Annotated in this window: 22 protein-coding genes; 12 read left to right on the forward strand and 10 right to left on the reverse strand. The window is 49.2% G+C overall.

Annotated elements, in window-relative coordinates:
• Nucleotides 1-54: 54 nt before the first annotated feature.
• The 3 genes from recF to dnaA all read right to left on the reverse strand — a co-directional run bounded on the left by recF (nucleotide 55) and on the right by dnaA (nucleotide 3,752).
• Nucleotides 55-1,128: a DNA replication/repair protein RecF gene (gene recF / locus ACWAU0_RS07035; protein WP_415879482.1), complete on the reverse strand. Its 1,074-nt coding sequence runs from the start codon at nucleotides 1,126-1,128 to the stop codon at nucleotides 55-57.
• Between the two features lie 14 nt (nucleotides 1,129-1,142).
• A complete protein-coding gene (gene dnaN, locus ACWAU0_RS07040; RefSeq protein ID WP_171697042.1) occupies nucleotides 1,143-2,246 on the reverse strand; it encodes a DNA polymerase III subunit beta in 1,104 nt (367 codons plus the stop codon).
• Nucleotides 2,247-2,435: 189 nt separating this feature from the next.
• Nucleotides 2,436-3,752 (reverse strand): chromosomal replication initiator protein DnaA, encoded by a 1,317-nt coding sequence (dnaA, locus tag ACWAU0_RS07045; protein WP_033157630.1) that lies wholly within the window; start codon nucleotides 3,750-3,752, stop codon nucleotides 2,436-2,438.
• A gap of 121 nt (nucleotides 3,753-3,873) precedes the next feature.
• Here dnaA and gmk point away from each other — a divergent pair, with 121 nt between their 5' ends.
• The 9 genes from gmk to ACWAU0_RS07090 all read left to right on the forward strand — a co-directional run bounded on the left by gmk (nucleotide 3,874) and on the right by ACWAU0_RS07090 (nucleotide 10,419).
• On the forward strand, nucleotides 3,874-4,488 hold the full coding sequence (gmk, locus tag ACWAU0_RS07050) for a guanylate kinase (RefSeq protein ID WP_192392404.1): 615 nt from the start codon (nucleotides 3,874-3,876) through the stop codon (nucleotides 4,486-4,488).
• Between the two features lie 17 nt (nucleotides 4,489-4,505).
• A complete protein-coding gene (locus ACWAU0_RS07055) occupies nucleotides 4,506-4,946 on the forward strand; it encodes a hypothetical protein (protein WP_033157632.1) in 441 nt (146 codons plus the stop codon).
• A 141-nt stretch (nucleotides 4,947-5,087) separates the two neighbouring features.
• Nucleotides 5,088-6,374 carry a glutamate-1-semialdehyde 2,1-aminomutase gene (hemL, locus tag ACWAU0_RS07060; protein WP_458138766.1) on the forward strand — a complete coding sequence of 429 codons (1,287 nt, stop codon included), beginning with the start codon at nucleotides 5,088-5,090 and terminating at the stop codon, nucleotides 6,372-6,374.
• Nucleotides 6,375-6,450: 76 nt separating this feature from the next.
• Nucleotides 6,451-6,699, forward strand: coding sequence for a CCDC90 family protein (locus ACWAU0_RS07065; RefSeq protein ID WP_458138767.1), 249 nt, complete (start codon nucleotides 6,451-6,453; stop codon nucleotides 6,697-6,699).
• 204 nt (nucleotides 6,700-6,903) lie between these two features.
• Nucleotides 6,904-7,266 (forward strand): lysozyme inhibitor LprI family protein, encoded by a 363-nt coding sequence (locus tag ACWAU0_RS07070; protein WP_523070774.1) that lies wholly within the window; start codon nucleotides 6,904-6,906, stop codon nucleotides 7,264-7,266.
• Between the two features lie 420 nt (nucleotides 7,267-7,686).
• Nucleotides 7,687-7,959, forward strand: a complete 273-nt coding sequence (locus ACWAU0_RS07075) for a type II toxin-antitoxin system Phd/YefM family antitoxin (protein WP_458138769.1) — start codon at nucleotides 7,687-7,689, stop codon at nucleotides 7,957-7,959.
• Nucleotides 7,940-8,209 (forward strand): Txe/YoeB family addiction module toxin, encoded by a 270-nt coding sequence (locus tag ACWAU0_RS07080; RefSeq protein WP_458138770.1) that lies wholly within the window; start codon nucleotides 7,940-7,942, stop codon nucleotides 8,207-8,209. The genes ACWAU0_RS07075 and ACWAU0_RS07080 overlap by 20 nt, the downstream gene beginning before the upstream one ends.
• A gap of 187 nt (nucleotides 8,210-8,396) precedes the next feature.
• Nucleotides 8,397-9,044, forward strand: a complete 648-nt coding sequence (locus tag ACWAU0_RS07085; RefSeq protein ID WP_458138771.1) for a hypothetical protein — start codon at nucleotides 8,397-8,399, stop codon at nucleotides 9,042-9,044.
• 31 nt (nucleotides 9,045-9,075) lie between these two features.
• On the forward strand, nucleotides 9,076-10,419 hold the full coding sequence (locus ACWAU0_RS07090) for a DNA recombination protein RmuC (RefSeq protein WP_458138772.1): 1,344 nt from the start codon (nucleotides 9,076-9,078) through the stop codon (nucleotides 10,417-10,419).
• A gap of 482 nt (nucleotides 10,420-10,901) precedes the next feature.
• Here ACWAU0_RS07090 and ACWAU0_RS07095 read toward each other — a convergent pair whose 3' ends face one another.
• Nucleotides 10,902-13,886, reverse strand: a complete 2,985-nt coding sequence (locus tag ACWAU0_RS07095) for a cytochrome c peroxidase (protein ID WP_523070775.1) — start codon at nucleotides 13,884-13,886, stop codon at nucleotides 10,902-10,904.
• 512 nt (nucleotides 13,887-14,398) lie between these two features.
• Here ACWAU0_RS07095 and ACWAU0_RS07100 point away from each other — a divergent pair.
• The 3 genes from ACWAU0_RS07100 to ACWAU0_RS07110 are packed head-to-tail and all read left to right on the forward strand — an operon-like array spanning nucleotide 14,399 to nucleotide 19,547.
• Nucleotides 14,399-15,325, forward strand: a complete 927-nt coding sequence (locus tag ACWAU0_RS07100; RefSeq protein WP_033157639.1) for a hypothetical protein — start codon at nucleotides 14,399-14,401, stop codon at nucleotides 15,323-15,325.
• A 41-nt stretch (nucleotides 15,326-15,366) separates the two neighbouring features.
• Nucleotides 15,367-16,434, forward strand: coding sequence for an efflux RND transporter periplasmic adaptor subunit (locus tag ACWAU0_RS07105; RefSeq protein ID WP_458138774.1), 1,068 nt, complete (start codon nucleotides 15,367-15,369; stop codon nucleotides 16,432-16,434).
• Entirely contained in the window at nucleotides 16,431-19,547 is a 3,117-nt protein-coding gene (locus ACWAU0_RS07110; protein WP_458138775.1) for an efflux RND transporter permease subunit, read from the forward strand. The genes ACWAU0_RS07105 and ACWAU0_RS07110 overlap by 4 nt, the downstream gene beginning before the upstream one ends.
• A gap of 240 nt (nucleotides 19,548-19,787) precedes the next feature.
• Here the strand turns inward: ACWAU0_RS07110 and ACWAU0_RS07115 are convergent, their stop codons facing one another.
• The 6 genes from ACWAU0_RS07115 to ACWAU0_RS07140 form a co-directional block, all read right to left on the reverse strand.
• Nucleotides 19,788-20,435 (reverse strand): glutathione S-transferase family protein, encoded by a 648-nt coding sequence (locus tag ACWAU0_RS07115; RefSeq protein ID WP_101052874.1) that lies wholly within the window; start codon nucleotides 20,433-20,435, stop codon nucleotides 19,788-19,790.
• A gap of 263 nt (nucleotides 20,436-20,698) precedes the next feature.
• Entirely contained in the window at nucleotides 20,699-21,148 is a 450-nt protein-coding gene (locus ACWAU0_RS07120) for a nucleoside deaminase (RefSeq protein ID WP_171697028.1), read from the reverse strand.
• A 152-nt stretch (nucleotides 21,149-21,300) separates the two neighbouring features.
• A complete protein-coding gene (ubiA, locus tag ACWAU0_RS07125) occupies nucleotides 21,301-22,164 on the reverse strand; it encodes a 4-hydroxybenzoate octaprenyltransferase (protein ID WP_458138776.1) in 864 nt (287 codons plus the stop codon).
• A gap of 103 nt (nucleotides 22,165-22,267) precedes the next feature.
• Nucleotides 22,268-22,423, reverse strand: a complete 156-nt coding sequence (locus ACWAU0_RS07130; RefSeq protein ID WP_458138777.1) for a hypothetical protein — start codon at nucleotides 22,421-22,423, stop codon at nucleotides 22,268-22,270.
• A 42-nt stretch (nucleotides 22,424-22,465) separates the two neighbouring features.
• On the reverse strand, nucleotides 22,466-22,732 hold the full coding sequence (locus tag ACWAU0_RS07135; protein WP_171697025.1) for a hypothetical protein: 267 nt from the start codon (nucleotides 22,730-22,732) through the stop codon (nucleotides 22,466-22,468).
• Nucleotides 22,733-22,736: 4 nt separating this feature from the next.
• Nucleotides 22,737-22,970 (reverse strand): DUF4258 domain-containing protein, encoded by a 234-nt coding sequence (locus ACWAU0_RS07140; protein ID WP_216614915.1) that lies wholly within the window; start codon nucleotides 22,968-22,970, stop codon nucleotides 22,737-22,739.
• Between the last annotated feature and the right edge of the window lie 20 nt (nucleotides 22,971-22,990).

Here is a 22,990-nt window from a genome sequence, read left to right on the forward strand (position 1 = left end):
TGTATCGTGTGTGATGGGAGTTGTTAATTTTTATTATTTGTTCCACGTGAAACATCAAAATTGTTTTACATCGCCGTGTTCCACGTGAAACCATTTATAGTTTTCTACCGAACTTAAGTCGCCAAAATCAGCTATATCGGTACTGCTGATAAAAACCTGGCAACTCAATCCAACGAGGTATTTTATCAATTTTGCCCGGTTTTCTGTATCCAATTCGGACGCTAGATCGTCAATGAGAATGCAGCACGAGTATGGGCTTTCCTGGTTTAATAAAGTCACTTGCGCTAACAACAAAGCCAAGACCAAAAGCTTTTGTTGTCCGCGCGAAAGATAATCTTTCGCCAGTCTTTTGTTTTGATACGTTTGAAAATCCGCTCGGTGCGGGCCGCTATGTGTAAAGCCATAGCGCATATCTCGGTCTAGATCGTTTTTCAAAATAAAGTCTAAGGCTTGTCTATCGTCCCAGCCTGGCAAGAAGCGTAAATCGACATCATCCCTATCCAAGAAATGGCCAGCCATTTCTAAAAACACCGGTTGCAGGCTGGCTACATAGGCCAAACGAAAATCGTTAATCACCTGCCCGTATTCCACAAGTTCTTTGTCCCAGGCAGGCAGCTGCTTGATTTGCCGGGTTTTCAACAAAGCGTTGCGTTGCTGCAAAGCCTTATTAAACTTGCGCCAACAGGGCAGAAAGTTTTTGTGCTGATTAAAAATCCCCCAGTCTAAAAACTCTCTACGGATTTGCGGCCCGGAGTCCAGCAAGCGATAACTCTTGGGATGAATCAATTGCACCGGCAATGCGTAAGCCAAATCCGCTTTTTGCCGATCTTCCTGGTCGATGCGAATCTGGCATTGCTTATTGTCAATTTGAATCCCCAGCGTGCTGACGGATCCGGAGTGTTGCCGATTTTGCGCCGACACGGTCAATTGCGACTGTTCGAAAGAAATTGCCTGCTTGGTATGGGTCGTTCTAAACGAACGGGATCTACCCAAAATAAAAATAGCTTCCAGCAGCGAACTCTTGCCGCTGGCATTGGCGCCGGTGATGAAATTAATGGCAGGAGACGGCGAGATACTTGCGGAATGGATGTTTCTGACCGACAGCACATCCAGCTTTAATAAGGTCATAATCCCTGGACAACCTACATCCGCATCGGCATCACAATAAATTTAAATAAAGGCTGTTCGGGTTCTTCAATAAAACAACTGCTGGCATTGCCGGCTATGGTCAGCACCGCCATTTCGGAATCCAAATTGGACACAGCATCCAACATGTACTGCGAGTTAAACGAAATACTCAAGGGCTCACCTTGATAATCGATGATCAACTCTTCCTCGGCCTCGTCATGCTCGGGATTATGCGTACTGAGTTTCAGCAAATCGCCGGATATATCGAAAGTCACGCCCTTGTACTTTTCATTAGACAGAATCGCCACCCGCGTTAACGCATCTCTCAAGACTTGTTTTTGGATTAGCAAAGGACTCATAAAGCTTTGATTAAACACTTTACTGAAATCCGGAAACTTGGCATCGATCAGTTTGGAAGAGAACACTACATCCTTGTAATAAATTCGGATGTTGTTGCTGGAAAACTGGATGTTTAGTTCAGCGTCTGCATCGTCCAGCAAGCGGCTAAGTTCCTGCACCGCTTTTCTGGGCATGATGATGCGGGATTCATAACCGGTCGCCTGTCCAATATCGTCTTCATAAATCGACAAACGATGACCATCGGAAGCCACCAACTTCAGCCTGGAATTACTCACGTTCAACAACAAGCCGTTAAGGTAATAGCGTACATCCTGATTAGCCATACAAAACACGGTTTTATCCAACGCCTTCTTGAATTTGCCGGCATTCAATAAAAAGCTATGCTCAAACTCTGATTCATTGAATTCAGGGTAATGCTCGGCCGGTAAGGTGCTTAAAGAAAATCGGCTACGCCCGGCGACAATCTTGACTTTGTCGTCTTGCAACTCAAAATGAATTTCCGCGCCATTGGGTAATAAGCGACAAATATCCAGAAATTTCCTAGCAGGAACCGTGATTTCTCCGGAATGCGCTATTGATTCGATATTTAACTTAGCAACAATCTGGATTTCCGTATCCGTACCGGTCATCACCAACTGCTCGTCGCTAGCCTGCAACAACACATTGGACAGAATCGGCATAGTCTGCCTTTTCTCGATCACGCTGACGATTTGCTGCAACGGCGGCAAAATTTGATCTTTGCTAATAATAAATTTCATATAAATATCTTTTATATATTGTTACTACTATGTAAATAAAAAGCTGTGGAAAACCTATTTTATCTAATTTAAATCAAAATCTTAGCATGTATCAAACATTGTTATCGGATGCCGTTTTAGCTTGTATTGAGTTTGTGGATAAGCTGGATAGGCTATTTTCGGCACACTTTATCCACAACTTAAGCGCAATTAATGCGATAAGGTTCTCAACAGGTTTTTGTAATCCTCAGCCATCTTCACATCATCATCTTTCAACTCGGCCACGCGCTTGCAGGCATTAATGACCGTCGTGTGATCGCGCCCGCCAAAGGCATCGCCGATTTCCGGATAACTGTGCGAAGTCAATTCTCTGGCCAGACACATAGCCACCTGTCTGGGTCGGGTGATGGATTGTTTGCGGTTTTTTGAGGATAAATCGGCCACCCTGATCTTGAAATATTCGGCCACGGTCTTTTGAATGTTATCGATACTGATCAACTTGTCTTGCAAGCTAATCAAATCGTGCAGCGCTTCCTTGGTAAATTCCAGAGTGATGTCGCGGCCGGTAAATTGCGAGTTGGCTACCACCCGCCGTAACGCACCTTCCAAATCTCTAACATTGGAAGGTATCCGCTTGGCGATAAAAAAGGCGATATCTTGATCCAGATCCACACCCACCTGCATGGCCTTTTTTATCAAGATCGCGGCCCGGGTTTCCAGATCCGGCGGTTCTATCGCCACCGGCAAGCCCCAACCGAAGCGCGATTTCAAACGATCTTCCAAACCGTCGATTTCCTTGGGATACTTGTCGCAAGTCAAAACCACCTGATGTTTGTTATCCAGCAGATTGTTAAAGGTGTGGAAAAACTCTTCCTGCGAGCGTTCCTTACCCGCCAGAAACTGGATGTCGTCCATCAATAAAATATCGATGCTGCGGTAGTACTCTTTAAATTGGTTGATGCTGTTTTGTTGCAGCGCCTTGACCATGTCCTGCACAAACTTCTCGGAATGCAGATAGACAATATTGGCATCGGGCTTTTTTAAAAGCACCGCGTTGCCGATGGCATGCATCAAATGGGTTTTACCCAAACCGGAACTGCCGTAGATAAACAGCGGGTTGTAGACCTTGCCGATGTTATCCGAAACCGTCATCGAAGCGGCTCTGGCCAATTGATTGGATTTACCTTCCACAAAGCTTTCAAAGGTGAAGGCTTTGTTTAAAAAATTCGGTTGATTCTTCTTTTGCGCCGGACTCTTATTAAGTGCCGGTGCTTTGATGGCCGGCGATTTTTTACTGCCTATTTCAAACTGCACCGCTAAAGTTGCATTGGAAAATTCGTTGACGGCGTCTTCGATGATCGCGAAAAAATGTTGTTTGATGTGGTCGATAATAAACCGGTTGGGAGCAAGCAATTTTAACTGGCTGTCGGTTTCCACTGCTTGCAGCGGCCTGATCCAGGTGCTGAAATCGGTACTGGGAATTTCATGTTCAAGCTTGGCCAGGCAGTTGTTCCAAATCACACTCATCGGCATTCAAGAAGGGGCTTAGAAAGGCCTTGCATGATACCACAGTGACCGCTTAGGGCTTGACTCTATGGACGTTATCAGAAAAGAATGACGGCCGCATGGATTACCCTCATTACTACACATGATTTCGGGCAAACTTTATATTATTTCCGCACCATCCGGGGCAGGCAAAACCAGTCTTGTTAAACAACTGATTGCCGAGATGGACGATCTGGCTGTGTCGGTATCACACACGACGCGGGCGATGCGCAGCGGCGAACAGGATGGCGTCGATTATTTTTTCGTCTCGGTCGAGACTTTTAAAGCCATGATCGAGCGGCAAGCTTTTTTGGAGCATGCTCAAGTGTTCGACAACTTTTATGGCACCGCACAACAGACCGTAGAAGATAATCTGGCTAAAGGGCTGGATGTGATATTGGAAATCGATTGGCAAGGCGCTCAGCAAGTCAGAAGGATGTTGCCGGAAAGTCTGTCTATCTTCATCCTGCCGCCGTCTATCGAGGTATTGAGCCAGCGTTTGCAAAACCGCGGTCAGGATAATCCGGAAGTGATTGCCCGGCGCATGCGCGATGCGGTGACGGAAATGAGCCATTATCCGGAGTACGATTATCTGATCGTTAACGACGATTTCAATCTGGCGTTGCAACAATTAAAAAGCATTGTGACCGCAAACCGCTTAACCCAAAATCAACAACAAAAAACCTTGGCAGCATTGTTGCAAGATTTACTTAACTAATAGAACTAACAACACTTATGAAAACTAGAAAAACGTCTTATCTGTTTGCCACACTGATTGTTTCGGCGTTGACCCTTGCCGGCTGCTCCAGCGATGAAGCGGAAACACCCAAAGCCAGTGCCCCGTCTGCAAGTAAAAAGGCTGTGCATCGCGTGGATAGCGGTGAAGCGACCGAACCCGAGAAACGTCAATTCGAAAAAGAGTTTTCAGCCAAATGCGTCGCGCGGGAACTGAAAAATTCGAATAACAAAGATGTCGACGAAAAACGCTTCCAAGAAAGTTGCGACTGCATTGCCGAACACATCATGAAAGACCTGTCGGAAATCGATGCCGAGAAATACCTGGAAGACCACGAAGACACCCACACCTTGCAGATCAAATTCGATGCTGCGGCGTATTTCTGTTTGCAAAACAAACCGCAGCCGAAAGGCCCGCATTTGTTTGGCAAACCGCAATAACGATGTAGGTTGGGTTTGCCCGAAAGGGCATAAAAGGCGTTAGCCGTAACCCAACACGTCGGCCTTAAATGTTGGGTTACCCTCTATCGAGCTTATTCAGGGTAAACCCAACCTACCGATTTATCCAATCTTTCATTCCCCATGACACTATCTTCCGAATTATTTTCTCAAGCCAAACAATACATTCCCGGCGGCGTCAACTCGCCGGTGCGTTCCTTCAGCGGTGTTGGCGGCACGCCGGTATATTTCGATCGCGCAGCCGGCGCTTATGTTTACGACAGCGAAGGCAAGCGTTACATCGATTATGTCGGTTCCTGGGGACCAATGATTTTGGGACACGCACATCCGGCCGTAATCGACGCGGTTAAACACAGCGCCGAAAAAGGTTTGAGTTTTGGTGCGCCCACCGAAATCGAAACGCTGATGGCGCAAACAGTTTGTGAACTGCTGCCGTCGATAGACATGGTGCGGATGGTCAGCTCCGGTACCGAAGCCACCATGAGCGCATTGCGCCTGGCACGCGGTTATACCGGCCGTGACAAGATCGTTAAATTCGAAGGTTGCTACCACGGCCATTCCGATTCGTTGTTGGTCAAAGCCGGTTCCGGCGCCTTGACCTTCGGCGTCCCCAGCTCACCCGGCGTACCAGCCTCCGTCGCTGCCGACACCCTCACGCTGACTTACAATGACAGCGACGCGGTGCGCAGCACCTTCGCCGAACTGGGCGAAAAGATCGCTTGCATCATCGTCGAACCGGTGGCCGGCAACATGAACTGCATCCCGCCTGAGCCAGGATTTCTGCAAACCTTGCGCGAGGTTTGTGATCAATACGGCAGCGTTTTGATTTTTGATGAAGTAATGACCGGCTTCCGCGTTGGTTTGCAAGGCGCGCAAGGCCTGTACGGTATCAAACCGGATTTGACTACGCTCGGTAAAATCATCGGCGGCGGCCTGCCGGTCGGCGCTTTCGGCGGCAGCCGCAAGATCATGGAATATCTGGCGCCGCTGGGTCCGGTCTATCAAGCCGGCACCTTGTCCGGCTGCCCGGTGGCGATGGCCGCCGGCTTGAAAACCCTGGAACTGATCAACCAGCTGGGTTTCTACGAAGATTTAACCACCAAAACCACTAAATTATTGGCCGGCCTGCAAGCCGCCGCCGACGCAGCCAGCATCGCCTTTACCACCAACCAGGTCGGCGGTATGTTTGGCTTGTTCTTTAGCAGCGAAAAATCGGTCAGCCGTTTTTCTCAGGTGATGGCTTGCGATGTTGATCGTTTCAAACGCTTTTTTCATGGCATGTTGGACAAAGGCGTATATCTGGCACCGTCGGCATTCGAGGCTGGGTTTGTTTCTGCCGCGCATTCGGATGAAGATTTGCAGGCAACGGTAGATGCGGCGGCGGAGGTGTTTAAGTGCTTGTTGGATTGAATGTAGCGTATGTTCAAACCCCTGAAAACTCATTGAATTCTGGTACACTGACAGGCAAATTGAAAGGGGATATGCAATGGCTAGTGTGACTTTTGATACTCACAAATTTGTGCGTAAGTTGAAAGAAGCCGGTTTTGACGAAAAACAGGCGGAGGCTGTATCGGAAGCTTTTCGCGACGCCCAAACCGAAGCCGATCCGCTCACCAAAAAGGATTTGCAAATCGAGCTAGCGCCGGTCAAATCGGATTTATTGATCGTCAAATGGATGCTCGGCTTGGTATTTGCCGCCGAAGTCATGCCGCTGCTTGCCAAGCTTTTGGCTTGAGTAGCCATCCTTCGTGAGGTATACACGTTGCTAACAGCACCACCGACCTTCTTTTCGGCGGCGCATACCAAGGAGAATTTGCAGGCGACTGTGGATGCTGCGGTTGAGGTATTTCGGGGTTTGTGAGGATTAGTTTGGCGGTAAGATATTCTGACTTTTTGACTACCTTTTAGAGGTTCTGATATGGACATTAGAGTCTTAGCTATGTCTCTAATCACATTGTTTGCATCTCAAGCCTATTCCTTTGACGACTGCGGGGAAGCTGACGGGAGCACCTATTTTTCTGCGTGTATTGCCAGGAAGAGTACTGACGACAGTCAATTAAAAATTAATGTTTTGTACAAGCAACTCCTGTTCGAATATAAGAAAAATAAAATGAATAACGCACGAGACTCATTGGTTAATTCCCAGCAGCGTTGGGTCAAATATAAAGAGTCTGAATGTGATCTTGAGCAAATTGTCAACGGAGGCATCAACTCCGTTAGCTATGGGCGGTGCGTTTCAAGAATCACGTCTATGCGCCTTCAGGAACTTGAAGAACTTGCTGGGGAACGGAGCAATCAGTGACCTCTATTTTGGTGATCGGCTTGCCTTCCCCAGTCCGTATCCCCATATCATAGCCAGCTCAGATTAGCGAAGCGTAATCGGAGGCATGTAAGCCTCCCATTCGTACGGTTACGCTCCGCTAACCGCACCTACCAATAACGATTTCCCCGTTTTTACGCGGTGCTTGAGCAAGTGACAGCCAACAAGCCCGGTAGGTCAGGGTTCGCGATAGCGTTCCCTGACAACATGGCTCGATTTGTCACGTAGCCGCTCGGCAACTGCTCCTGCGTTGCCCTACCTCCTGTATCCATACAGTCGTATCGCGCCAACGTGACCTACGAAACTTTTTCATAGAGAACACCCCAACAACCCCTTGCCTGTAGTTATATCCCTGTTTTCGCCTTATAATGGTACGGAACTTCCGTACAGGAGAAAGCCATTATGGAAACCGTCAGCGTCAATCAATTTCGGGACAATTTAAAAAGCTACGTCGAGCAAGTGGTCGATAATCACGAGCCGTTGAAAGTCACCCGCCGAGCAGGCGATGCATTTGTGGTGATCAGCGCAGACGATTGGGAACGGGAGCAGGAAACGCTTTATGTGTTGCAAAACGCCAACCTGATGGCACAAATCGCTGCTTCCGCCGCCACACATACTCAACAGCAAGGCTACCGGCCAAGCGAAGAGCAATTCAATGAGATCACTAGCATTTGAAGGTAACACTTGGGTTGTCTACGAAGCGCTTAGAGACAAAGACCAGGTTTTACACAAAGCGCTGTGCAAACTGCTCAAGGAAATGCTGCGCGGCGATCCCGCAACCGGTTTGGGTAAGCCGGAACCTTTGCGTCACACTCTTGCCGGACTTTGGTCCAGGCGAATTTCGCATAAAGACCGGCTGATTTATAAGTTCGACGATAACTGCATTTATATTTTTGCTATCGGCGGACATTACGAGCAACATTGAATGTCAGTATCTGAGCGTCGCCATCGCCCAGCGGTACAATTTTGATTTTCGCCATTCCCACCCGCTAATCCCAAGCCTACAATCTCTCCTGATAACTCACAGCAAGCTTTCCCAGCTTTGAAAACCAACGATTTGTGCTCTCTGGCCAAATCGTATATTCCGTGTCTAACTGATTTGGACGAAATAGATGAATAAACAGCCAACGAACTTGCCAGCCCCAAACAAACAGGGGTATCGCCAAATTCCGAGTGACTTAGCCAAGCATAAGATTTCTGGTCGGAAACTGCTTTATGTCGCCTGCCTATGTGCCGGTTTTTCCAATATAAGCCACGCCGATTTTGTTACCCATCCGCTAACCGACGCACCGTCTCCAAAGCCATCGGAACCGGCAACGCCGGCCGTGCCGGAAGCCACTGATAGCGGCCAGCCTAATCAGCCCGAGATTGACTTTAACGAGCAATTTGGCGAAAAGAAATTGGGTACTTGCAGCATGACCTACAAGCTGGAAGGATTTTCACTGGCTTACAAGCAATACGATGGCACCGGGGAGATAAGCTGCCGCAATGGTCAAAAAGCCAAGGTGACGCTGTCGTCAAAAAGTATTGGCTTTACGATAGGCTATTCCGTGATAGAAGGCGAAGCCTATTTCACCGACGTCAAATATATCAGCGAGCTATTTGGCGATTATGTCTCGCTGGGCAATCACTTTGGCTTTAAAAACTCGGTGGATAGGCAGGTGTTGACCCGAGGCGAAATTTCCTTAGTGATGCTGGGCAGAGGGAAGGGGTTTGATATTGGTTTCACGATTGGCGACTTATCCATCAAACCGCGTTAAGCCGTTCGCTTGATTCATTAAGAGGGTTTCGATGGAAACAGAAATAAGGATGGCACTGGCGGCAATACCGTTGGCGGCTTTGCTTGGTTACCTGACTTGCGCCTGGCTGAGCGGTAAGCGACAGCGCGAATTGCAAAGTCAGTTAGAGCAGCAGCAACAGCAAGTCCAACAACAAGCCGTTAAATTGGCCGTGGCCGAAGAGCGGGTTTTGCTGTTGGCGCAAAAAGAATCTGAGTTGCAGTTGCTACAGCAACAATTGTTGGAGTTGAAAACCGAAAACGCGGATCTCAACGCGCGTCAGCAAGAACAACACAAAAGCAACGCCGAAAAAATCCGTCTGCTACAGGATGCCGAAAATCAATTGAAAACGCAGTTCGAGAATCTCGCCCACAGGATTTTCGAGGAGCGCGGCAAGCAATTTACCGAACACAATAAGGTCAGTATCGAAAGCTTGGTCGCGCCACTTAAGCAACAGCTCGGCGAATTCAAAAGCCGCGTCGAAAGTGTTTACGACAACGAAACCAAGGACCGTATTTCCTTGCGCGAGGAAATCGTCTCGCTACGCCGCGACACCGCCAAGATGAATCAGGAAGCGCTGAACCTAACTCGCGCCTTGAAAGGTGATCATAAAACCCAAGGCAACTGGGGCGAAATGATCCTGGAAAAAGTCTTGGAACAATCCGGCTTGCGCAAAGGCATCGAATACGAAACCCAAGGTGCGTTTCGCGATGAAGACAACCGCCTGTTCAAGCCCGATGTCATCGTCCGCTTACCGGAAAACAAGGATGTCATCATCGATTCCAAAGTTTCATTGGTGGCCTACGAGCGCTATTGCTCGGCGGAAGACGATAATCAACGCATCGAAGCGCTGAAACAACATACCGAAGCGGTCAGAAACCACATCAAAGGCTTAAGCAACAAAGACTACTCCAGTTTGAAAGGCTTGCGCTCATTGGATTTTGTATTGCTGTTCATGCCCATCGAAGCCGCCTTCATGGCGGCGTTCCAGGCCGACGAAAAATTATTCAACGATGCTTTCGAACACAAAATCGTCGTCGTCACCCCGACTACCTTGTTGGCGACTTTGCGCACCGTGCAAAACATCTGGCGATACGAACAACAAAACGAAAACGCCCGCTTGATCGCCGATAAGGCCGGCAGTCTGTATGACAAGATCCGAGGTTTTGTAGAAGACATTGAAAAACTGGGCAATCAACTCAGCACGGTACAAAAAACCTACGAAGGCATCGTCAACAAGCTCAGTAGCGGTAGCGGCAATTTGCTGCGTCAGGCCAGCGCTTTTGAAGAGTTGGGAGTTAAGGTTAAAAAGAAGCTACCTAAAAACCTGACCGAACAAATGTCATCGGAGGATTGATGTTTCCGTGATCTGAAATACTCAGGTCCAATCATCGTAGTAATAATAATAACTTTATATATATCTTTAGATTGTTATTACTACTAAGGCGGAAAAATCTGTGGAAAACCATATTTATATTTTTTAATTCAATACTTTATTAAAAAATAAGGCTGTTAGGCATCGGCTATTGTGCTTGTTCACAGCTTGGGGATAACCAAAAATTAGGTTTTCTTTGGCTACTTATCCACAAATTTATAGCTATTTAAACAACAGGTTTTCAACAGCTGTTGCAAACTATAGGAAAAATGCAATTGGGATGGGCCGTCAGACTTGTGTAGGAGATTGAACTAACACTCGGAAAAAAGGGAAAATCCCTAGGCAGCCCTAGTGTTGCAGGCTTACATAAAAAAGGCACAGGCTTATCAGCCCGTGCCCATGTCTTTTTGAATGGGATCTCTCCACCAGCCTTAATCGGTGGGTGAAGAGATTTAAGCGGTCGTTTATTTCAAGCCACTTTCGAAGGTAGGCAATGGAGCCGATTTGCCAAACCGGCCAACGGCAGGCAAAGTGCGATTTTCATCCACACCCAGAGCTGGGTCCAATTGATTACCATCCGTTACGAAAAACTCGTTACCGACATGGCCATGCGGAATGGTCAGTGATGGGTGGTCGAAAGGTGCTCGTTCATAACTGACTCGGGGATCCGTGAAAGTTTTCATGAATGCCACCAAATCCGCTTGTTCTTGCGGTGTTAAACCCAGCGGTTTGACATCCGGATGTTTTTGCGGATTATCAAAGTTGCCGCCTTGGTTGTAAAAGGACACCACTTGTTCCAGCGTTGATAAGCTACCGTTATGCATGTACGGTCCCGTAAATTCCACATTACGCAACGTAGGTACTTTAAAGCTGCCATCTACCACAGCAGTGTTCTGAGCGCGTCGCGCCGGTGAGTTATCCGCACACAGGCCGTTATCTTGGTCAAACTTACAAGGTTCAACACCAAAACTGTCGACAAACTGACTTTGCACATACTGGCGTGATAGAGACAGCGTGTTACCGAACGGATCCAAACCGCCACCGCCAATATCGTAATCGGTTGGAACGACACCGATGTTGTAAAAGCCTTTATCGTAAATCGCCACCTGGTTGTTTTTCATCAACATGCCTTCGATGACATTGTCACTGGTTTGCAAGTTGGTGGCGTTGGACATCGTTGGCCCTTTATGACAGGCATTGCATTGCCCCTTACCGTTGAATATCGCTTCACCGTTACGCTCGGCTGTGGTGGGGATGTACAAGCTGCGTTTCCATTTGTCGAAGCGGCTGTCATCGGATACCAATGTTTCTTGATAGAGCTGTAAGGCAATACCAAAATACATCGAGAAATTGGCTTCCATCTGATTGTAAGCCGCGTTAGGCGCCACCCCTGTACTGGGCGTACCGCATTGGCTGCCGCAATCACCGTTCCAGTAAGCGGGTGCAAAGGCTTTTTGGATCAGGGTGCTATAGGTTCCGTTGCTGCCCAGCAGCGTAGGTAAAGCAGACAACACGCTGTCATCAGCCGCTATCGATTGGAACTGCAAGGGCTTTCTATTCAAAAGCTTACGTCCGACGTCAGCAAATTTACGCGCCCGACAAGCCATTTCAAAATCACTACCGACCGGGCCAACCGCTTGAGACGCCAAGGAGGCGTTGTTCAATTTGAGCGGTTTTTTGACGATTTTGGCCGGTGGCGTGTAGGTCACGACCAGTCTTGGCCGTTGTGATATGGTGGTTGCTTGGGCGCTGGCTATAGTCCAGTTATCAGCGTCTGTTGAGCCCGTGTTAATCACCCAGCCGTAATTGGGCGCACCATTGGACCAAGCTTGAAGTGATGAAGCCAAGTTGTCGAAACTTTGGTTTCCTGAACCGCCTGCGGACAAGCGGAACAATTGGGTGCTGCTCGCTTCCACATTGTTGGTCGAAATACCGCTGGTGAGAGAGTTCCAGGTCGAAGTATCGCTCCAGGGCACCAACATTTGATTGATTCCGACGTAATCCAGACCATCGGTTTTGGTCACAAATACCTTCAGTGACGCGCTTTCGATTTTCGAACCGGGCGGAATTTGTCCTGGACCGTTCCCAAACAAGCCGTCGAAACGAATCAGAATGTTTTTCTGATTGGGAGAGCCATCGTCAACTAACAGGGAAGTAGCGGTCGCATACGCTGTATTCCTGAAGCTGGCGTCGAGATAGGTGTCGACAGTGCCGCTGAAATTGTTTGTGCCCTGTTGGAAATCCACGTTCCGGGTTAGGTTATCGTTGATGTAAACGCCCGCCGCAACGTCGCGCGCGCCGAAGGGCGACACACCGTTGAACTCATTGTTGGCTCGACCATCCCAGAAGTTACGGTAGTTATAAGCGGCATTGATCACGGTTGGTGAGTTTCGCGGCTCAACATTCCGGGTACCCACGCCATTGACATGGAAGATGGGGGACACATCGCGGTCGCAATCCTCGTTATTGCTGTCAGCAATTGTCGAGAAGAATTGACCCGAGAAGGTACCTGAGGAAGTCACCGTGTCGTCATTGGCAGGGTCAAAGGGAAAGTCGGCTTTAGTCAGGGTGTAATTTGGACCACCGAGCGCGCCAGACAAAGTGGGTTCAAAGGTAGTGCCTGTTGCTGCAGCATGGGTTAAGCCGGGCGAAAGCTGGTTTTTTACCCGGTTATCACCGCCAGCGTGAAAGTGGCAACTGGCGCAAGCCATTTGATCACTACCAACACCTTGCTCCCAAAACAACGCTTTACCCAGAGCAATCGCGGCCGATTTATCGACAACAATAGGGGTGACAATGTCGGTTCGGGTTTTTTCATTGCCAAATAGGCCGGGTGTGGCAGGCGGTAAGATGCCGGTCAAGGCTTCAGGGGTATTGGGATCCCCTGAAATCGTAGTTTCCAGCGAAACGTCATCTAGGAAGGTGCCGATGCCATCAGACGTGCCAGTGGCTTCAAAACTTAATGTGGCTTCACCGGTTGGTCCGCTATACAAAAACAGGAACTGCCACTCCGTCCAGTTGCTAGTACCTACAACAGAAAAATAACCGCTGTTAAAGTTGGGTGCTGTCACTGCGGCACGCAAACCGCCTCCCAACTGGAAAAGGCTTCTTGAGCGGCTGTGAAACCGCAGACGATAATGTTGGCCGTTGACCAATTTAACTTTGGTGGACATGCTGGAATTGGCCCACGTATCCAATTCGACAAAATGTCTGCCGCTGTGTGCGTTGACACCGGAGGCACCATTTGTCAGCAATTCCAGATTATTGTCGCCTGCAGTCCAAACTCGGGTTTTGGGAAAATACTGATAGGCGCTATTGGGCATTTGATCCTGAATTAATCCGCTTGGAGAACCCGCACTTTGTTCAAGTGTGGTGCGCTCGAAATCGTCGGAAAAAAACACCACCGCCTGAGTGGCGGGGAAATAGCACGTCGATAAAATGATCGCCAAAACTGAAAGAGCATTTATTTTGGTTCTCGGGGGTGCCGATTGCTGGTCGACAAGCGGCAACTGGGTACAATTGCTTTGATTCATATCATTTAGTTAGGAAGTTGAAAAATTGAATGTTGAGCGGTTCCAGAATGGTCAGCTCGGATTGAGAACAGCAATAAATATACCGATAGGACAAATTTTCTTATCAGTTAAGATGTTAACTAGCAATTGGACCAAGGTATTTTTTCAACTGTAAAAAAATCAGACAATGCCTACGATTTATGTAGGGAAGTACTGATCAGATAGCTATCCTGGATTTTAAGAAACATTGAATAAGTTGAGTTAGTTAATGACTCCTCAAAGAGTAAATGGGGTTCGACAAGCTTGCGGCAATTGCTGTCGATCATGAACAGAATCAAAAATTTCTGTTTCTAAACGGGTAAACGGTAGATGTATGTTCTATCCTCGATAAGTTGGTCGCATGGGATTAAACTTGTCGTTTCGACGATAGCTGAGCGGAGGCTTCCCACATGAATCTAAACAATGCTGATGTTTTCAGTCAGCTACATATCGACATCGCCCGCAATTCCACCGACGATTTCAATCTGTTTCACGATAGCCGGAAGTGGCAGAACATCAATGGCAATCCGTTTAATGGCCCGATTACCTTGGGGTTTCAGCTGGAGTCCTTGATCGAAGGCAAGATAGCGGATTATCGCCGGCAACATGACGAAGAAAAATTGCTGGCCGAACAGGGCTTGAACTTCAGCAATTACCAGTTTGCTTTTGCCAATGCCATTAAGCCGAACCAGGCGATTGAAGTGGATATTAAAGAATCGGTATTTAAGAACGAACCGTCGCCAAGCTTGAGCAATCGGATTATCGTCAAGGCCGACGGCAAACTGGCCCTGACCGGCTATAAAAAAGAAACCGCCGAACCGCTGTTTTTAGATCAGCCGGATTTGTCTCGGGTCGGCGAATTAAAAATCCAGCCTGACCGTTGTTTTTTGAGCAATGGTTTTTTTCTCAAACGCAAGTTCATGATGACCAGCAATGCCAAGAATTTTTTGTGTGCATCGCTGCGTGATCAAACCCAGTATTTCGACGAGCTACAGGATAAGGTGATTTTCCCGGAGATGTTTCCGTGCGCATTGCTGTCCAGTGCGTTGCTGGAAAAGGCCTTGAAATGGCTGCACGATTTCGAGCGTAACCCCATGGTCTATACTTCGCACAAAATTTCCATCGACAGACGTTGTTTGTCGCAGCTTAAAAGTAACGACGCGGTGCATATTTTGATCAAACCCGCAGCGGATTGCGCCGCGCACGATTTCGGCGATTTGAACGCCACACCCTTGGATTACGAATGTTACGGCTTAGTCAACAATCATAACGCCTTGTTGTTTAGAGCATTGATTTCGCTGGTGCCGCTGGAGTTAATCCGCAAGGCCATGGCATAAATAACTCTGGATGCAGCTAGTGCCATTTTTTAGGGGATAAAATGAAATATTTGTTGTTGACGTTGCCGCTATTGCTGGCCGCTTGCGAAAAACCAGCGCCCACAGCATCAGTGCCCAGACCGGCTTTAGTGGTGACAGTAGGCGAGCAAACTGCAGCCGCCCCTATCATATTGATAGGCGAAATTCGCTCCCGCTACGAAAGTGCTCAAGGTTTTCGCATCAACGGCAAAATTATCGAACGCAATGTCGATACAGGCGCAGTGGTGACGAAAGGTCAGCTGTTGGCCAAACTGGATAGTATGGATACCGGTTTATCCACCCAAGCGGCGCAGGCGGAAGTCCGGGCGGCGGAAGCCGATTTGGCTTTGGCACAAGCAGAGCTGGACAGACAACGGCAATTACACGCCAGCAAATTCATTTCCAACCAGGCTTTGGATATTCAGGAAGCGCAATTCAAGGCGGCGGCGGCCAGGGTAAAGCAAACCCGCGCGCAAGCGGCGGTAACCGGCAATCAGTCGCGCTACACGCAGTTACTGGCGGAGCGGGATGGCGTGGTTACCCACATTCAGGCCGAACCGGGCCAAGTGGTTGCCGCCGGTGAGCCTATTGTTCGTATCGCCGTGCCGGAGAATAAGGAAGTCGAAATAGCCGTTCCCGAGTCGCGCATGCTGGGCATCGCTGTCGATGTGCCGGCGGAAATCAGATTGTGGGCCAACCCCACCACTGTATACAAAGGTAAGGTTCGGGAAGTGGCACCGGCTGCTGATAATCTCACACGTACTTTTCAAGTACGTGTGGTTTTGCTGGATGCGGACGATTCGGTGCGTTTGGGCATGACGGCCGGCGTTCGCTTTTATCATCAGGACACCAAGGATTTTTTATTACCCACCACAGCGCTCACTCAGCGCGATGGTCAATCCGTCGTCTGGGTGGTGAATCCGGCGAACGGTGAAGTTCAGCCTAGAACCGTTCAGGCCGGCGCGTTTCGCGAAGATGGCGTGTTGATTGCCGGCGGTATCCAAAAAGGCGAACAAGTAGTAGTGGCGGGGGTGCAAACTTTGATACCCGGCCAGAAAGTTAGGGCAACGCCGCTGCGGAGCCAACCATGAAATCGGGCTTCAATCTCTCCGAGTGGGCTTTGCGGCACCCGGCATTGGTGTTATATGCCATGTTGATGCTGACCTTGGTGGGGATGCTTTCGTATACCAGGCTGGGCCAGTCGGAAGATCCGCCGTTCACTTTCAAAGTGATGGTTATCCGCACCGGTTGGCCCGGTGCCAGCGCGCAGGAAGTGGAACAACAAGTCACCGATAAACTGGAGAAAAAACTCCAGGAAGTACCCTGGCTGGACAATTTACGCAGCTATTCCAGACCGGGCGAATCCTTAATTTTTCTGTCGGCCAAGGACTCCACACCAGCGGCGCAAGTCCCGGACATTTTTTATCAGGTTCGCAAAAAAATCGGCGATATTGCTTACACCCTGCCGGCAGGCGTTGAAGGGCCGACATTCAACGACGAGTTTGGGGATGTATACGGAAACTTGTATGCCTTGACCGGCGACGGCTACGACTATGCGGAACTGAAGCGTCACGCGGAAACGTTGCGTGCCGAACTGCTCAGAGTGAACGATGTCGCCAAGGTTGACTTTTTCGGCGAGCAGAAACAACGCATTTACGTCGAATTGTCCAATGCCAAATTAGCGACCATCGGCATCGACGTTGCCACCTTGCTCCGCACCTTGCAAGCGCAAAATCTGGTGACGGGCAGCGGTAGTTTCGATTCTGAAAACGAGCATATTCGGATTGCGGTAACCGGTCGTTACGATAGATTGGAAGAACTGCGGGACGTGCGTTTTCGCGCCAATAACAACGAATTTCGGTTGGGCGATGTCGCCAAAGTCAGCCGCGGCTTTGAAGATCCCCCCAAGGACCGGGTGCGTTATAAAGGTCATGACGCGCTGTTGATCGGCGTGGCGATGCGTGCCGGCGGCGATATCATCAAGCTGGGCCGCGATTTGGACCAGGCCGTAAACACTACCCAAGCCCAATTGCCGGTGGGTTTGGAATTGCATACGGTGTCTTCGCAGCCGAAAGCGGTGCAGCGCTCGGTTAACGAGTTTGCCAAATCGCTGACCGAAGCGGTCGTCATAGTATTAGGCGTTAGCCTGCTGTCTTTGGGTTTACGCACCGGCATCGTGGTCGCGATCACGATTCCGGTAGTGTTGGCGGTCACTTTTTGGCTGATGCATCTGTTTGGCGTTGGCCTGCATAAAATTTCCCTGGGTGCATTGATTTTGGCTTTGGGCTTGTTGGTGGACGATGCCATTATTGCCGTGGAAATGATGGCGTCTAAGATGGAACAGGGTTGGGATAGAACCCGTGCTGCCGCATTTGCCTATACATCCACCGCGATGCCGATGCTGAGCGGCACATTGGTCACGGCTGCCGGCTTTTTGCCGATTGCCACGGCCGCGTCTTCTACCGGCGAATACACCCGCTCGATCTTTCAAGTGGTGGTCATCGCCTTGTTGGTCTCCTGGTTCGCGGCGGTAGTGTTTGTACCGTATTTGGGCCATCGCTTGTTGCCTGACTTGAGCAAGGGACAAGAGCAAGCGTCGAGCTGGGCGCGGATTTGGGCCAAGTTGCGGAAACAACCACATGCCGAACAGCCCAAGAACCACGCCCACGAGCTTTATCAAACGCCCTTTTATCTGCGCTTCCGAAAACTGGTGGCCGCTTGCGTTATCCACCGTTGGCTGGTGATTGTTTTAACCATAGCCATGTTTATTACCGCGATCTTCGGTTTTAAGTTTGTCCAGCAACAGTTTTTTCCGGATTCCACTCGGCCGGAGTTAATCGTCGATTTGCGTTTGGCTGAGGGTGTGTCGTATGCCGCCACCGAAGCCGATGTGAAAAAACTGGAGGCCTGGCTGGATGAGCAAAGCGGCATCGATAATTACGTGGCTTATGTCGGCAACGGCAGTCCGCGTTTTTATTTACCTTTGGATCAGCAATTACCGCAACGCAGCTTTGCGCAGTTTGTGGTGTTGACCAATGGCCCAGCGGAACGAGAACAACTGCGCGATAAACTCATACATTTGTTTGAACAGGATTTTCCGGATATGCGCGGCAGCGTATTACGTTTGGAGAACGGCCCGCCGGTAGGTTTTCCCGTGCAATTCAGAGTCTCCGGGCCGGATTTATCAACGCTACGCACGATTGCCCGCCAGGTGGCGGATGTGATGCGCGCCAACCCTTATCCGTCAAACGTGCAGTTGGATTGGGAAGAGCCGGTGAAAGTCGTGCGCGTGAATGTTGACCAATCGAAAGCCAGACTGCTGGGGATTAGCTCCAGTGATATTGCCAATATTGTCAACGGTGCGCTACAAGGCTTGTATGTGACCGAATTTCGTGAAGGCATCGAGCGCATCGACTTATTGGTGCGTGGCGCCGAAATCGAACGTAAGCATTTATCGCGTCTGCAAAATTTGATGATACCGATCCCCGGCGGACGCAGTGTGCCCCTGTCGCAAGTCGCGGAACTGGAATACGGTTTTGAGGAAGGTTTGATTTGGCGGCGTAATCGCATTCCTACCGTCACGGTGCGCGCGAATTTGTATGGCAATATGCAGGCGCCGATGGTGTCGGCTCAGATAGAAGAACAACTGGTCGACATAAAGCGGCAATTACCGCCTGGCTACCGCCTGGAGACCGGCGGCGCGGTGGAAGAGTCGGCCAAAGGCGGCGATTCGGTCGCGGCCGGTATGCCTTTGTTCTTTCTGACGGTCTTGACTGTGCTGATGATCCAGTTGCAAAGCTTTTCGCGGATGGCCTTGGTGTTATTAACAGCGCCGCTGGGACTAATCGGCGTGACCTTGTTTTTGTTGATTTTTCAACAACCGTTCGGTTTTGTGGCGATGTTGGGTACTATCGCACTTTCCGGCATGATCATGCGTAATTCGGTGATTCTAGTCGATCAAATCGATCAAGATAAGCAGGCCGGGCGTTCGGATTTTGATGCGATTGTCGATTCGACGGTGCGCCGGTTTCGCCCCATCGTATTAACGGCAGCGGCGGCAATATTGGCCATGATTCCCCTCACCCACAGCGCGTTTTTCGGCCCGATGGCGGTGGCGATTATGGGAGGTTTGACCGTCGCGACTGCGTTGACGCTACTGTTTTTGCCGGCTTTATATGCAGCTTGGTTCAGAATCACTGTTTAATTTTTAAGGTTTAGAAACCGGTGTTTTCGGGTGGGTGAAATTCAGGTTTCGAATGCCCCGGTATGAACTGGAGAAAAGCATTACAGGAACGACCGATTAATGGCTGGTCAATGAGTTGATCTTTCCAGTTGCCTTTTACATCTGCACTGGCATATCGGCAAAACTCAGTTTTGAAAATATCGATCATTTCAGTAAAGCAGTGACCATTTTATTTTGGTGATAAGCAACGTTGTAAACCGCTTATTCAAACGCGGTGATTACCTCGCTTTCCAACTTGCCGGCTTCCATCCAGGCGCTTACAGCCGGGCAAGCCAGCACTGAGTCCACATAGGCCTGCGCCTCTTTATTGGTTGCCAGTTGATAGCTGTGAAATCGCAAGGCGACGGGGGCGAACATCGCATCGACTATCGTAAAACGCCCAAATAACCACGGACCGTCGTGGCGGTGCAGTTGCCGGTAGTGTTGCCAAATTTCACCGATACGTTCGATGTCCGGATGCACCGCTTCCGGCAAGGGTTTGGCTGAGGGAGTCCGCTTGCAATTCATCCCGCAATAGGTACGCAGCGCCGTAAATCCGGAATGCATTTCGGCAGCTAAGGAGCGGGCCGCAGCGCGTTCGGCAAAATCCTCCGGCCAGCCTTGGGTTTGCGGAAAGCGTTCCGCCAGATATTCCAATATTGCCAGCGAATCCCAAACCTTAAGCTCACCATCCAGCAAAACCGGTACTTTACCGGTCGGCGAGTATTGCAGCAGCTTGTCTTTCGAATCCTCTCGATACAGCGGGATGCGGATTTCCGTGAAGTCGATGTCGTGATATTTCAAAAACAACCAAGGCCGTAACGACCAAGATGAGTAATTTTTGTTACCGATGACTAAGGACAGACTCATAAACGAAAACTCCTTTGCAGATTATGGATCGAGAATTTATTAAATCGGATTCGTCGTCCCAGAGAATGTGTGAACCCAGGGAAATGAGAAGCCCTGTTCCACTCTCGAAGGTTTGACAGCGAAGAACGCCTTTAGGTATCAGCGAATCATTCTCGCCGTTTTATAATAATTAACCGTATAGAGCAATGCCATTTTGTAATGGATTTTTAGTTGGGTTCTACGGCTGTGCTATTCAACGGATAGAATCAGCGGCAAATCTTGGTTTAACAACAGTCCTCACCGATGTCTTCAAACCAAATCTTTGGCGATTGAGCAATAAAACGGCTCATTAACTCGATGCAGACGGGGTCGTTCAATTCCACAATCTTGACGCCGGCTTCTTTTAGCCAGTCCAGATGCCCGGAAAAGTTGCTCGATTCGCCGACAACCACCGTGCCGATATTGAATTGCCGAATCAATCCCGAGCAATACCAGCACGGTGCCAAGGTGGTGACCAAAATTTTGTCGCGGTAACTGGTCTGCCGGCCGGCATTGCGGAAGGCATCGGTTTCGCCGTGCACAGACGGATCGTTATCTTGCACGCGGCGGTTGCGGCCCCGGCCCAGCAAGCTGCCATCAGCATCGAACAAGGCCGCGCCGACCGGCACGCCGCCTTCGTCAAAACCGGCTTTTGCTTCGGCAAACGCCACGGCGAGCATCTCCTGATAGTTCATCGCAAATCCTAAAATCAATTGGGTAAGGTTGAAAATTCGTTCTACAAAGGCCGGGTAGATGAGTATGGGCTTAAGTTGAGTTTTAGGGGCTCCAAAAACCTCTTTAAAAAACGGGGCTGGGGAGATTTTCCAACCCTAAGCGCCTCGATTCGCTATTGCCAATAAGCCAACACAATCCCCACAAATACCGCCAGACCGAACCAGTTGTTATTCAAAAAAGCCTTGAAACACTTGGGTTTGTCGAAATGAAAAATCAGCGTTTGCTGATAAATTGACAGACCGGCTGCCACGGTTAAACCGGCGTAATATGGCCAACTCAATTGCTTCATCAGGCCGACTGTCATCAACAACACTAGGATGACGATTTGCAGTCCGCCGGTTATTTCCCGCACCCGCTTACCGAACAAAATGGCCGTGGATTTCACGCCGATTTTCAAATCATCGTCGATGTCCACCATCGCATACATCGTGTCGTAGACCAGCGCCCACAGCAGCACCGCTAGATACAGAATCCAGCCTACCAAGGGGATTTCGTTGGTTTGCGCGGCAAACGCCATCGGCACAGCAAACCCAAACGCCGCGCCCAGATAAGCCTGCGGCAAATGGGTAAAGCGCTTCATGAACGGATAACTGGCCGCCAGAAACGCGCCGATGAAGGACAAACCGATGGTGTACCCATTCAGCAGCAACACCAAACCAAAGGCAGTGAGACACAGCACCGCAAATACAATCAACGCTTCCTTAGGGCTGACTTTGCCGGCCGCGATAGGCCTTAGTTTGCAGCGATCAACATGCGGATCGAAATCCTTGTCGGCGTAATCGTTAATCACGCAACCCGCAGCGCGCATCAGCACCACGCCCGCAATGAACACGGTCAGCACCAAATTGTCCGGTCTACCGTCACCGGCAATCCACAAGGCCCATAATGTCGGCCACAGCAAAATGAAAATGCCGATGGGTTTATCAAAGCGGGCCAGTAGCCAGTATTGGTGGAGGCGGTCTTTTAGGTTAATCATTCGAAAAGCAATTCTTTTGGGAGAGCGATTGTCTGTTATTTAAGTTCGCGGCAAATTCAGGAAGATTGTTCCCAATCCGGCTGAGCTAGGGCAGATAAAGATTCTACAGACTCATATTCGGCCAGAGCTGCTTTTGCCACTGTGTGTAATCGAATTTGTCACGCTTAATCAGCATGATAAACCTCTCGGCATCAACCATGCCCAAGGTTGAAAAAATCGATTCGAATCCGCTATGGATGATTTCGGCGTCAGTTTTCATGAGTTGTCTTCAGCACATGATTTATTGATGTCGCGACACTTCTTAAGTTTCCAATCGTATTTTGCCCGTCGCATATTGATGTACCAGCGAAGAAATTAGCGTTTGATACGGGATACCAACATCTTGAGCCCGGTTTTTAATTAATGTCACATCGCCCAAACTAAGGCGAATAGTGACGTTTTTTGATTTTGATAGATATTCTTTAGCGGCCTGTTTTGCCAAAGCAATTTCTTCATCGGCATTGATGCTACGTACCAGTTGGTCATTTTCCAATGCGTTTAATATCGACATCTCTTCATCATCGAACATGGCTTTACCCTTTGTAACGTTTTTTGGCTTTGCGACTTGGAATGATGGTTTTAAGAAAGATGCCGTCTTCGTTCCGCAAAAATGGCACCAAATACACATAATCAAGCGCTTCAACGACATAAATTTTTTGTTGCGGATAGCGTATTTGATCGGGATGCTCAAATACATCGAGTATTTTTCCTGCATTGATTGCCGCGATAATCTCCTCAAAGCCGATGCCTCGACTTTGTTTGAGCAATTCATTTTTCTCTTGCCCAC

The organism is Methylomonas sp. Uni0009 (assembly GCF_054188105.3).